Consider the following 12,086-nt stretch of genomic DNA (forward strand, 5'->3'; position numbering starts at 1 on the left):
CAGGCAACACGTCTCGGAGTGGGGCACCGCCGAAGCGGCCTCTCGACTTCTCAAGGACCGCTGTCCCCGAGCCGACGAGCCCACGCCTCGCAAGGCGCCGCACGCGAGTCTCGGGCGCGGTGGACTGGTGGACGCAGCCTCATCCCGGGGGACATGACGGCACGAGTGGACCGGCGTATGAAATGGGTGTCGCGCCCACACGTTGGGAACAGACAGTGATTTCCGGAGGAGCACCCAGGTGAGCCCTTCATGACTCTCGGCGGTCCCGTGACATCCCCGCCCGGACCCCAGCCCGCGCTCGTGCCCGCGCGGCCCGCCTCGCCGTGGAAGCTGCCCACGGTGCTGCAGCCGCACGCGAGCCTGCTCACCAACTACCTGCTCGGCTCGCTGCTGGCGGGACCTGGGTTCCCCATCCTCGCGCTCCTGCGCTACTTCAAGTTCCGCACGCTGCGCTACGAGCTGGACGAGGAGGGCATCACCATGCGGTGGGGCATCCTCTTCCGACGCGAGGTGTCCCTCACCTATGCGCGCATCCAGGACATCCACCTGTCCAGCCATGTCGTGGAGCGGTGGTTGGGACTCGCGCGCATCCAGATTCAGACGGCGAGCGGCAGCGCCCAGGCGGAAATCACCATCGAGGGCATCCAGGACTTCGAGGCGATGCGCGACCTGCTCTACTCGAAGATGCGCGGCACCCGGGACCGGGGCTCCGCCGTGGCGAAGTCCTCCTCGCTGGCGACAGGTGAGTCGGAGGCACTGGCGGCCGCGCTGCGCGAGGTCGCCGCCGAGGTCCGCGCGCTCCGTCAGGAGCTGGGCGCGCGCAACGCGAAGGAGCAGGCGGATGAGTGACGTGCCCCACGCCTGGCTCCTGCGGTTCTTGAAGGTGGACCCCGAGCCCCAGCTCCCCGAGGGCACGGTGCGCGTGTTCCGCGCGGCGCCGCAGTACCTGCTCTATCGACGGGTGCTGCTGGGGTTCAAGCACGTGGTGGCCGTCGTGGGCGCGGTGGTGGCATGGGCCTTCCTGAGCCAGATGCTCACGCCCATGCTTCGCGGCCTTCCCGCCACGACGCTCGTGACGACGCTCATCTACGCGGTGGAGGTCGTCGCGTGGCTGGGCTTCCTGGTGCTGGTGCTGCCCTTGAGCTTCTTCGTGGTCCGGCTCGACTACGAGCTGCGCTGGTATGCGCTGACGGACCGGAGCCTGCGCGTCCGCGAGGGCGTCATGTCGCTGCGGGAGAAGACGATGACCTTCGCCAACATCCAGCAGATCTCCATCCAGCAGAACCCCCTCCAGCGGATGCTGGGCATCGCCGACGTGAAGGTGGAGACGGCGGGCGGAGGCAGTGGCTCGCGCTCCCGCGAGTCGGACACGGACATGCAGGAGCACCTGCACGAGGCCCGCTTCCGAGGCGTGAGCAACCCCGAGGCGATTCGCGACGCCATCATGGAGTGCGTGCGGCAACACCGGGACACCGGCCTCGGCGAGCCCTCGGAGCTTGCCACGAACCCGGCGCCCACAGTCGCGCCGGCCCCGTCGACACTGGAGGCGGCGCACGAAGTGCTCGCCGAGGTCCGCGCGCTGCGAGGCACGCTGGCGGAGCGACCTGCGGCGCGCGCGACTCCTCGGGCGTCGTGAGCGGCACGCCTGGCCGGTGCGCTGGCGGGGACGCCCTCTCGCCTCGCTCGACTCCTCGGAACTCGTGAGCGGTGCCGACGAGCCACGCCGCTCCAGTTCTTGGACATGAAGAAGCCCGGTCGGCCACCTGGGCCGCCGGGCTTCTGTCCTTCCGCGCGTCAGGCGACGACTACGCGTTGGGGCGAATCATCGACACGTCGAACTGGCGGCCGACGACGTAGCCCGTGCGGGGCCCCGGGCGGGTGAGGCCGCCGGTGTTCTCGTCGACGTAGAAGCGGTTGTTCGGGTTGGTGTCCGCGCCACGGCTCTGGTTGCGCGTCGCCGGGTCGTTGAACGTGTAGTAGGTGCGGCCCTGCTGGTCCACGCCACGACCGGTGATGACGACGAAGTGGTCGGTGATGCCGTCGGCGTTGCCCACGTTGGCGGTCGACTTGTGGTTGACGCCCACGACGACCGGCTTGCCCGCGGCCAACTGCTGGTCGATGTAGTTCCGGCCGCGCTCCGCCGCCTGGCGGTCCACGGTGATGCCGTTGGGGCCCTCGCCCGTGGCGACCTGGATGCGGCGGGTGACGTCCGTCACGTTGGCGCCGCTCTGCCGAGCCATCGCCGTCGCCGCGCGGAAGCACGCCTTGTCACCAGCGCGCTCCACCTGGCTGGCGTCGTACTGGCTGATCCACGGGGTGCGCGTCTGCACGGCCGCGCGGTCCGTCGTCGCCGCGACGCGCTCGGTGTCGTTGAGGTTCGTCGGCGTCGCGCCGTTGGTCGTGGTGGTGGGGCGCTCGGAGGCCGGGCGCGGCGTGGGCGCGGCCGTGGGGCGCTCGGAGGCCGGGCGCGGCGTCGGGGCGACCGTGGGGTTCTCCGAGACAGGGCGCGGCGTGGGCACCGGGACCTGTCCCTGGGGAACACCGTCGGCCTGCGTCGTACCGGAGCGATAGCCACGCGCATCCAGCGCCGTGACGAGCGCCGTCTCGCGGCGCGTCTGGTCGGCGCGCAGGCGGGACTCGCTGTGGTTGAAGCCAGCGGCGCGCAGGACACCCTGGTCGTTGCGGTACGCGTTCACGCGCGCATCGATGAGCGAGTCGCGGGTGACGCCGCGCGGGTCCTGCGCCAGCCGGGGCATCTCACGGTTGATGAAGTTCTGCGCGGCGCGAGGCGACTGGGTGTGCAAATCAAAGTACGTGGACGCCAGCAGCGCATTGTTCGGATCCAGGCCCGCGGCGCGGGCGGCGGCCTCGTAGCGCGGCGTGGCGTTGGTCAGCTCGCGGTTCCAGATCTGGTCGGCCTGCTGCGGGGTGTTGGCGCCCGTGCCCTGGTAGGAGAACGAGCCACGGTTGTGCGCCGCGTTGCCCGGGTCCGTGTGGCCGCCGTAGCTGGCCGTGAAGGAGCCGTCCGGACGGCGGTTGCCCTCGGAGGTGCCGACGACGATGGCCGCCTCGGAGTTGGAGCCGCCGCGGGTGAAGGCGCCCAGGTCCTGGATGTTGCGGTAGCCGTTGTTCGTCCCCGACGCGTTGGGGGACGTCAGGCCCGCCGCCGCGGTGGTGCCCGCGTCAAAGGTGTCGCCGGGATTCTGCCGCGCGCCCACGTTGGTCTGCGTGGGGTTGGCCGTCGTGCCCTCAAACCCGTCGCGGGCCGAGGGAAGCTGGATGGTCGTCCCCGCCCGAATCCGGTTCGGGTCGGCGATGTTGTTGAGCTGGGCCAGCGCATCCACGGTGGTGCCGTTCCGGGCGGCGATCTTGCTGAGCGTGTCGCGCTCCCGGATGCGGTAGCTATTGCTGTTGTCCCTGTTGCTGACGTTGTTCCTGACAGTCATGTGGATGGCTCCCTATGAGGTCCGAGGCGCCCCTCCCCAATCACTGCCACCTGGGAGGGCATCCACAGACACCTCCCGGATTTTCAAGATCATCCGCGAAAAGTTGCGAACCCACCGAACTTCGCCCTGCCCCAGAGGGAGCGCTACAACCCCGCACGGGCTGTCCGCCTGTTAATGCAACGCGTTAATCCAGTAAATCCGGAGATCCCGTGACCAATCCGTCACAATTCATGTTCAGCCTCACGACTATTTTTTGATCAAACTGATGTAATTAATTGCGGGCCGGGAGTCTGGGCTGACCACGAGGGTGTCTGTCCTGAAGACAACAATGCCCCGCCGGCCGAAGCCAGCAGGGCACTGTGATTGAAAAGATTCCATACTGCGGTATCCACGTCAGCGCGGCTTCGGACGTGGGAATCCGCGGGACTGCCGGCTACTGGCAGTTCGCGGGCTCCTTGCAGGAGTACGTGCGGGTGATGCTCATGCGGAAGCCATCCGTGCGGTTGGGACCCAGCGGGACGCAGGTACCCAGGGAGTCAGAGATGGCGCAGCCACCCGCCGGGCACCTCGCGGCCACGGTGGAGGTCAGCAGGCTGCGCGCCTGGGTGGCCGCGGCGCCGCAGGTGGCCCCTTCACCAGACCGGGTCGCCGTGTAGCGCGTCGTGCCGCAGGTACACGCCGGAGGACAGTAGGTGCGCACGCCGTCGCACTCCACCCAGCCACCGTTGTCAGGGCCCGAAGTACAGCCTGTCGTCGGAGAGGAGCACGTCACCGGCGTCCCGCTCGGACACGTCTGCTCCACACTGCAGAGCGCGGCCTCGGACGTCTCCAACGAGCCAGTCTCCTCGCCGCTCACGTCCCCCGCGTTGCAGGCCGCCAGGCCCAGCGCCACGGCAATCACTCCACTCCACATCCATCCGAGTCGAAGGTTCATTCCCCAACGGTAGAACCGCCAGTGAACCTTCATCAAGCCCCGGAAACCCGGGGCTCCGCTCCCTCTGGGAGAGAGCGGAGAGATTCCCGTCTGACTAGTTCTTTGAAATGGGGCGGTAGCGGATGCGGTGCGGCTCCAGGGCGTCGGGGCCCAGGCGCTTCTTCTTGTCCGCCTCGTAGTCCTGGAAGTTGCCCTCGAAGAAGAACGCCTTGCTGTCGCCCTCGAAGGCGAGGATGTGCGTGGCGATGCGGTCCAGGAACCAGCGGTCGTGGCTGATGACCACCGCGCATCCGGCGAAGCTCAAGAGCGAGTCCTCGAGGCTGCGCAGCGTCTCCACGTCCAAATCGTTGGTGGGCTCGTCGAGCAGGAGCAGGTTGCCGCCGCTCTTGAGCATCTTCGCCAGGTGCACGCGGTTGCGCTCGCCGCCGGACAAATCCTTCACGCGCTTCTGCTGGTCCTGCCCCTTGAAGGCGAAGCCCGCCAGGTACGCGCGGCTGGGCACCTGCCCCGCGCGGCCCAGGTCCAGGTGGTCCAGTCCGCCGCTGACCTCCTGGAACACGCTGTTGTCGCCGTTGAGCGCGTCGCGGCTCTGGTCCACGTAGGCCATCACCACCGTCTCGCCAATCTTCAGCTCGCCCGCGTCCGGCTTCTCCGTGCCCGTCATCATCCGGAACAGCGTCGTCTTGCCCGCGCCGTTGGGGCCGATGACGCCCACGATTCCGCCCGGCGGCAGCTTGAAGTTCAAATCGTCGATGAGCAGCCGGTCACCGTACGCCTTGCGCAGCCCCTTGGCCTCCACCACCAGGCCGCCCAGCCGGGGGCCGGGAGGGATGATGACCTCGCCGGTGGCCTCGCGCTTGTCCTGCGTCTGGTTGAGCATCTCCTCGTACGCGGAGATGCGCGCCTTGCTCTTGGCCTGACGGGCCTTGGGCGACTGGCGCACCCACTCCAGCTCGCGCTTGAGCGTCTTCTGCCGCTGGCTCTCCGACTTCTCCTCCAGCTCCAACCGCTTCTGCTTCTGCTCCAGCCAGCTGGAGTAGTTGCCCTTCCAGGGCACGCCCTCGCCGCGGTCCAGCTCCAGAATCCACTCGGCCGCGTTGTCCAGGAAGTACCGGTCGTGGGTGATGCAGACGATGGTGCCCTTGTACTCCTTGAGCGCGACCTCCAGCCACGCGACGCTCTCCGCGTCCAGGTGGTTGGTGGGCTCGTCGAGGAGGAGCAGGTCCGGCTTCTCCAGCAGGATTCGGCACAGCGCCACGCGGCGCTTCTCACCGCCGGACAGCTTCGTCACGTCCGCGTCGCCCGGGGGCAGGCGCAGCGCGTCCATGGCCATCTCAATCGTGCGGTCCAGCTCCCACCCGTTCGCCGCGTCGATGGCGTCCTGGAGCCGGCCCTGCTCGGCGAGCAGCTTCTCCATCTCCGCGTCGCTCATGGGCTCGGCGAACTTCGCGCTCACCTCGTTGAAGCGGTCCAGCGAGGCGCGAATCTCCTTCAGCCCCAGCTCCACGTTGCCCTTCACGTCCAGCGAGGTGTCGAGCTGCGGCTCCTGCGCCAGATAGCCGACCTTGGCGGTCGGGTCCGGCTTCGCCACGCCGAAGAACTCCGTGTCCACGCCGGCCATGATGCGCAGCAGCGTCGACTTGCCGGAGCCGTTCGGGCCGATGACGCCAATCTTCGCGCCCGGGAAGAACGACAGGTAGATGCCCTTGAGGATCTCCTTGCCATTCTTGACCTTGCGCAGGTCCTGCATCGTGAAGATGAAATTCTGGGCCATCTGGGGCTTCCTGCTCTGGAGCGGGTGGGGGCTCGCGGATACCAGGGTGGAACAGCGCACTCAAGGCGAGAGAGTCCCGCGGTCACCCACCCTCTCTGCACCGGACGTCCGCCGCGAAGCACCCGGGCCCTCGTCAACCGCGCCTTCGGTCCGCACTGAACGATTCCATCAATATCCAGGCTTCATTGAATTGTTTGAATTACACCCTTAGCCTCCCGCCTCCATCCCGTTGCCCTGGAGGCAGTCATGAAGGTTTCGCCGAGCGTCCATCTCCCCCTGGTCCTGGCCGCGGCCCTGCTGTCAGTGGCCTGTGGAGGCGCGCTGGAAGAGGGGCCCGACGAGGTGGAGGAGACGGCCATTGCCCAGGGTGAGCAGGCCCTGGCGCCGCTGGCCTCGAGCATCTCGTTGTGCACCCCGCAGGGCGCCACCAGCCCCACCGCCTTCCCGTCGTTCCGGTGTCTCGGAAACGCCAGCGGCGGCACGCCCCCGTACAGCTATTCGTGGACGGGCCTCACGCACAGCCTCGTCACCTCGTGGACCACCAACACGGCGAGCTCGCGGGTCAGCGGGCTCTGCGACCCGGACGTGACGGCCCGGGTGGAGTTCACCGTCACCGACTCGCTGGGCGCCACGGCCTCCGCCACCCGGTCCTTCTTCTGCTTCGTCGTCGTGCCCTGACGCGCACACACCGCGCACCGCCTCCGAGGTGTAACCCCCGGAGGCGGTGTCGGTCCGCTTCACCTCACCCGAGACTCAGAACGGGCACGGGTCGGCGGGCGTCCACCCGGAGATGCCCGCGTTGCCCAGGACGTTGGGCTGGTGCGGCGTCGTGCTCAGCCAGAAGTTCTGGTACGTGCGCTTGGCGTGGGGCATGCGCCGGAACGGCGAGCACACCGCGAAGTAGATGCTGCCTCGCTCCTGGAAGTCGTTGTTCGTGCCCGCCAGGCTCCAGTACCGCCAGCTCAACTGGTTCTCACGCGTGCTGTGGCAGGCGCGGCATGACGGCCCCTGCACCTGGAGGTACTCGTTCGTCTTGCCAGCCAGCGCCCAGTTGGGCTGCACGTAGGTGGAGTTCTGCGTCGCGGAGGGCAGCGTGGCCCCGCCGTACCAGCCCTGCACCAGCTCCTGGATGGTCGTCGTCACGTTGGTCTCCAGCACCGCCTTGTTCAGCTCCCGGAACTGCGCCTCCTGGCTCGCGCGGGAGAACGGGAAGATGCCGCTGACGGGCGGCGATTCGATGGTGGAGTAGCGATAGCTCTCCAAGTCGAACGGGATGAAGCGGGCGTTGAGGTCCCCGCGCGGGTCCGCGGAGAACGGGTCTCCGGCATGGCAGACGTTGCACAGGTGGGGCACGTACTTGTCGCCGTTGCCGTCCAGGTCCGCGCGGTCCACGCGGTTGCCCACGGCGTCGAAGACGTAGAACTTCGTGTACTGCGCGCCCGGCAGCGTCGGATGCGGGCTGTACTCCATGGCCACCGTGGCGATGGGCGCCACGTTGGCGGTGGCGAAGTCCACGCTGGCGTGGTTCGTCACATAGAAGGCCCGGTTCGCTCCCGCGCGCTTCATGTGCATGCTGCGCCCGAAGCCCAGGTCCCCGTTGTTGAAGTAGTAGGCCGTGGCGTCGTCCGCGCCGAAGCCGTTGAGCGTCTTCCACGTGGCCAGCGTCAGCTTCGCGCTGCCCGGGTCGATGGCCGCGTAGTAGGCCGCCGCCGTCACCGCGGAGCCATCGCCGTAGTTGTTGAGGAAGTCGGTGCCGGTGGGCACGCCCAAGGTCAGCGTCACGTCCGACGTGCAGACGGAGTACGGATAGGGCACCGTCAAGTCGTTGGTGCCCGCGTTGCCGGGCCCCGTGGTCGGGTTCACCGTCGCGGTGCTGATGACCAGCCCGTTGGAGTCGAGCACCTCGATTTTGATGACGGTGCTGGCCGGCAGTCGGGTGACGGCGTTGAGCGCCGCATCCAGGGTGGTGGTGTACACGGTGGGGGTGATGGTCCCGTTGGGGATGGTGAGGCGCACCGTCAGCGGCACCGGCAGCCGCCCGGTGTCGATGTGCACGCGCATGCAGTCCGCGCCCGTGGAGACGATGTCCGCGTTGAACACGGAGAAGTGCGGCACCGCGCCCACGTACGAGTCCCCCTGCAGGAACAGCGTGCCCTCCTCGCCCCATACGCCCTTGCTCTCGTCGTAGAACCACAGCGGCATGGACTCGGGCAGGCCCGCGGGCAGCTCCGCCTGCCTCGGGTCCACAGGGAAGAACACCTGCGCGGGCGTCTCCTTGCGCAGATTGAAGCGACGGCCCTCGTCATCGAAGATGTTGACGTCCAGCGCGCCGAAGCTCGTCAGCGTCACCACGTTGCCCTCTTGGGTCACCGCGGACAGGTCTCCGGGCATGCGGCCCTCCGGGTCCCTCAGGTCCACCGGCGCGAGCCACGCCGTGAGCGGCTGGTTCGCCGGATTGCCTTCCGCATCCACCAGCGAGTTGGCCTGGAGCCTGAGCACCACGGGGCGCTGGTCGCCCGACACGCTCGCCTCCAGCGTCATCTCCTCCTGGGGAATCAGCGTGAAGCGCTGCGCGGGCACCAACCGGTACTGCCCGTCCGGCGCCTGGTCCAGCAGCACGCGCGACAGGAGCTGGAAGCCGGTGGCGCGCACGTTGAGCACGTACCGCGCCGACTCCTCCACCATGAGCTGGAAGCCGCCCCGAGCGTTGGTGATGGCCTCCTTGTTTCCCACCGTCACCCGCGCACCGGCCACCGGCTGGTTCAGCGCGTTGAGCACCTGCCCGCCGAAGTACGCCACCGGCCCCTGCGTGCTCACGCGCACCTCGCTCGTCGCCACGCCACCGCGTCCGTCGGAGGCCACCGCCCAGACGCTGAAGCGCCCCTGCGCCGAGGGCAGTGTCCACAGCACGTCCGCGTTGGGCTGCGCCGACACCGCGCCCGAGCCCGCGGACGCCACCCAGCGCCACGTGAGCGCGTCACCATCCGAATCGCTCGCCAGCGCAGTCAGTCGCAGCGTTTCACCCGGCTGCGCGTTGCGCACAGCCTGCGTGCCCCGCCACGCCACCGGCGCGCGCAGCACCGGCCGCGCGTTGCGGAACGTCAGGTCCCGCCGCACCACGACGCTGCCCACCTGCACCGACGCCGCCGCAAGCTCCGCCTCCACCCGCGCCACCACGTTCCAGCTTCCCGCAGGCGCATCACCCACCGCGTACTGGCCCAGGGCATTGACCTGCACCTCCGAGGACACCGTGGCGTTGGTGGCCGGATTCACCAGCCGCACCCGCGCCGCGACATTCACGCCCAGGAAGTTGTTGCGCGACAGGGGCACCGAGCCATCGCGCAGGAGCGCCCGTCCCCACACCAGCGGACGCACCGGCACCAGCGGCAGGTGGATGGGCATGACGAACGTCTCGTCCGCCAGGCTGAAGTTCGTCGTCTGGCATCCGCTCACGAAGCCCGGCGCGCTCCAGCACAGCCGGTACGTTCCCGCCGGCTGACGCGGCACCCCGAAGAAGCCATGCACGTCCGAGAACACGTGCACGCTGTCCACGCTGGTCGCGACGTTGCGCACCCACAGCTCCACGTTGGGCAGATACACCCGCCCCGCCCAGCCCGACCCGAAGGCCTGCGTGTAGACGTGGTTGTGCACCTCCGCTCCATCGTTCTGCGCCGCCTGCGCCACACCGCGTGTCGTGTCCGCGCGAACAGGCGCGGCCGGCTCCCGACTGCACGCCACCGCGACCACCATCACACTCAAAGTGAAAAACGCCCGCGCACTCGCGCGTTGCAGACCTGGCATGAGGTACCCCCAGCTTCCGTTGGAAGACTCCCGGTTTCGGGCGCCGCGTCCCTCGGGGGACTCCCGCGCCTCCCCACCTCCGGGCCGGCGTGGAGGCTCAACCGTGTCAAAACAAGAACATTGTGGAAAGCCACTATTTCATGACGCAAACCGCCACGCGGAGTGCGACCCGGCGAGACCTGCAGCGGACGCCCTCCATGGCGGGGCAGGGAGTTCTGACGGCGAAGGTCCGAGGTGTTAGGAGAAGCGCGCCATGTCGACGCCCACTCCCGCCCTCGAGCTCACGGGGCTCACCAAGCGCTACGGTGACTTCACCGCGTTGCAGCAGATGGACCTCACCATCCAGCCCGGAGAAATCTTCGCGTTGCTGGGGCCCAACGGCGCGGGCAAGACGACGATGATTGGCAGTGTGTGCGGCCTGGTCCGCAAGACGGCCGGCACCATCCGCGTCTTCGGGAAGGATTTGGACCAGGACCCGGTGGGCCCGCGCTACCAACTGGGCCTGGTGCCGCAGGAGATCAACTTCGACCCGTTCTTCACCGTCGCGGAGTCCTTGCGCATCCAACTGGGCTTCTACGGGCAGCGCCAGGACGAGGCCCGGGTGGACGAGGTGCTCACCGCCCTCAACCTGCACACCAAGAAGGACTCGCTCACGCGCGCGCTCTCCGGCGGCATGAAGCGCCGGCTGCTCATCGCCAAGGCGCTGGTGCACAAGCCCAAGCTCGTCTTCCTGGACGAGCCCACCGCGGGTGTGGACGTGGAGCTGCGCCGCGACCTCTGGACGTACGTGCGCAAGCTCGCCTCGGAGGGCACCACCATCCTTCTCACCACCCACTACCTGGAAGAGGCCGAGGAGCTGGCGGACCGGGTGGGCATCATCAACGAGGGCCGCCTGCTGATGGTGGAGAACAAGGCCACGCTCTTGCGCCGCTTCGGCGAGAAGCGCGTGGTCGTCACCTTCCAGGAGCCGCAGACCACGCTGTCGGAGGCCACGCGCCGCTTCACGCCGCGCCTGTCCGAGGACGGCCGCTCGCTCACCTACGTGGAGCGCGAGGGCGTGGCCCCCGCCGGAGACCTGCTGCGCGTGCTGTACGCGGAGGGCCTGCCCATCGCCGACGTGGAGACGCGTCGCTCCCGCCTGGAGGACGTGCTGCTGGAAGTCCTCCGGGGACGTCCCTCGCCCCAGGCCGCCTGACCCCTTCCCTTCTTCCGCGCCCCCGCCCCACCGCGAGGCCCGTCACGGGCGCGCGAAGGCGGCGTGCGCCACGCAAAGACACCACCATGAACGTCCTCGGGATGCAGACGCTGTTCGTGAAGGAGGTCCGGCGCTTCATGCGAGTGCCGGGGCAGACCGTCCTCTCACCGCTCATCAGCACCACGCTGTACTTCATCGTCTTCGGCTACAGCATCTCCGGCCGCGTCCACGAGGTGGAGGGCTCGCCCTACCTGCACTTCATCGTGCCGGGCCTCGTCTTCCTGGGCATCGCCAACAACGCGTTCCTCAACAGCTCGTCGTCGCTGTTCATCACCAAGATTCAGGGCACGGTGGTGGACCTGCTGGTGGCACCCCTGGGGCCCGGGGAGCTGATGGCGGGCTTCATCGGCGGCGCCATGGTGCGCGGCCTCGTCGTCGGCGGCCTGACCTGGGCCGTGGCGGGCGCCTTCACCGGCTTCAGCCTGGAGCACGCGTGGGTGGCCGTGTACTTCCTGCTCATCGCCTCCTACGTCTTCAGCGTGCTGGGCATGCTCGCCGCCGTGTGGGCGGAGAAGTTCGAGCAGATCAACTTCTTCCCCACCTTCGTCATGCTGCCGCTCACGTTCCTCGGCGGCGTCTTCTATTCCGTGCGCGAGCTGCCCGCGCCCTGGAACACCATCAGCCTCTTCAACCCCATGGTCTACATGGTGGAGGGGCTGCGCTACGGCATGCTCGGCCGCAGCATGTACTCGCCGCTGTTCGGCGGCGGCATCCTCGCCGGCGTCGCCGTGGTGGCCACCGTCGTCGTGTACTTCGTGCTCCGCTCGGGTTACAGGATGAAGGCGTGAGTCCCACCCAGACCTTCACTGTCCCGTGTCAATGTGGGGTGACAGCCGACCGGTCATTTCCCGCACGGTGAGAAAGGGAGATATTCTC

General features: G+C 68.4%; 9 protein-coding genes. 5 read left to right on the forward strand and 4 right to left on the reverse strand.

Features of this window, described 5'->3' with window-relative positions; genetic code table 11:
* Positions 1-249: 249 nt before the first annotated feature.
* Positions 250-849, forward strand: coding sequence for a PH domain-containing protein (locus HUA75_RS26445; RefSeq protein ID WP_141648600.1), 600 nt, complete (start codon positions 250-252; stop codon positions 847-849).
* Positions 842-1,636, forward strand: coding sequence for a PH domain-containing protein (locus HUA75_RS26450; protein WP_174487944.1), 795 nt, complete (start codon positions 842-844; stop codon positions 1,634-1,636). The genes HUA75_RS26445 and HUA75_RS26450 overlap by 8 nt, the downstream gene beginning before the upstream one ends.
* A 169-nt stretch (positions 1,637-1,805) precedes the next feature.
* Here HUA75_RS26450 and HUA75_RS26455 read toward each other — a convergent pair whose 3' ends face one another.
* The 3 genes from HUA75_RS26455 to ettA form a co-directional block, all read right to left on the reverse strand.
* A complete protein-coding gene (locus HUA75_RS26455; RefSeq protein ID WP_141648598.1) occupies positions 1,806-3,446 on the reverse strand; it encodes a LysM peptidoglycan-binding domain-containing protein in 1,641 nt (546 codons plus the stop codon).
* 433 nt (positions 3,447-3,879) lie between these two features.
* Positions 3,880-4,380 carry a hypothetical protein gene (locus HUA75_RS26460; protein ID WP_141648597.1) on the reverse strand — a complete coding sequence of 167 codons (501 nt, stop codon included), beginning with the start codon at positions 4,378-4,380 and terminating at the stop codon, positions 3,880-3,882.
* A 94-nt stretch (positions 4,381-4,474) separates the two neighbouring features.
* Complete coding sequence (ettA, locus tag HUA75_RS26465; RefSeq protein WP_141648596.1) at positions 4,475-6,154, reverse strand: energy-dependent translational throttle protein EttA; 1,680 nt, start codon at positions 6,152-6,154, stop codon at positions 4,475-4,477.
* Positions 6,155-6,400: 246 nt separating this feature from the next.
* Between ettA and HUA75_RS26470 the strand changes: the two genes are divergently transcribed.
* Entirely contained in the window at positions 6,401-6,832 is a 432-nt protein-coding gene (locus HUA75_RS26470) for a hypothetical protein (protein ID WP_141648595.1), read from the forward strand.
* Positions 6,833-6,907: 75 nt separating this feature from the next.
* On the opposite strand, the gene HUA75_RS26475 is transcribed toward HUA75_RS26470, so the two are convergent.
* On the reverse strand, positions 6,908-9,904 hold the full coding sequence (locus HUA75_RS26475) for a carboxypeptidase-like regulatory domain-containing protein (protein WP_174487945.1): 2,997 nt from the start codon (positions 9,902-9,904) through the stop codon (positions 6,908-6,910).
* A 304-nt stretch (positions 9,905-10,208) separates the two neighbouring features.
* On the opposite strand from HUA75_RS26475, the gene HUA75_RS26480 reads away from it, so the two are divergent.
* Complete coding sequence (locus tag HUA75_RS26480; RefSeq protein ID WP_141649503.1) at positions 10,209-11,150, forward strand: ABC transporter ATP-binding protein; 942 nt, start codon at positions 10,209-10,211, stop codon at positions 11,148-11,150.
* Positions 11,151-11,236: 86 nt separating this feature from the next.
* Complete coding sequence (locus HUA75_RS26485) at positions 11,237-11,998, forward strand: ABC transporter permease (RefSeq protein WP_141648493.1); 762 nt, start codon at positions 11,237-11,239, stop codon at positions 11,996-11,998.
* Positions 11,999-12,086: the final 88 nt, after the last annotated feature.

This window comes from Myxococcus sp. CA040A, assembly GCF_013336725.1.
GTDB lineage: Bacteria > Myxococcota > Myxococcia > Myxococcales > Myxococcaceae > Myxococcus > Myxococcus llanfairpwllgwyngyllgogerychwyrndrobwllllantysiliogogogochensis.

Bases quoted from the DNA above. Each gene is read 5' to 3' on its own strand.
- HUA75_RS26445 (WP_141648600.1), top strand. From the start codon at position 250: ATGACTCTCGGCGGTCCCGTGACATCCCCGCCCGGACCCCAGCCCGCG.
- HUA75_RS26450 (WP_174487944.1), top strand. From the start codon at position 842: ATGAGTGACGTGCCCCACGCCTGGCTCCTGCGGTTCTTGAAGGTGGAC.
- HUA75_RS26455 (WP_141648598.1), bottom strand. From the start codon at position 3,446: ATGACTGTCAGGAACAACGTCAGCAACAGGGACAACAGCAATAGCTAC.
- HUA75_RS26460 (WP_141648597.1), bottom strand. From the start codon at position 4,380: ATGAACCTTCGACTCGGATGGATGTGGAGTGGAGTGATTGCCGTGGCG.
- ettA (WP_141648596.1), bottom strand. From the start codon at position 6,154: ATGGCCCAGAATTTCATCTTCACGATGCAGGACCTGCGCAAGGTCAAG.
- HUA75_RS26470 (WP_141648595.1), top strand. From the start codon at position 6,401: ATGAAGGTTTCGCCGAGCGTCCATCTCCCCCTGGTCCTGGCCGCGGCC.
- HUA75_RS26475 (WP_174487945.1), bottom strand. From the start codon at position 9,904: ATGGTGGTCGCGGTGGCGTGCAGTCGGGAGCCGGCCGCGCCTGTTCGC.
- HUA75_RS26480 (WP_141649503.1), top strand. From the start codon at position 10,209: ATGTCGACGCCCACTCCCGCCCTCGAGCTCACGGGGCTCACCAAGCGC.
- HUA75_RS26485 (WP_141648493.1), top strand. From the start codon at position 11,237: ATGAACGTCCTCGGGATGCAGACGCTGTTCGTGAAGGAGGTCCGGCGC.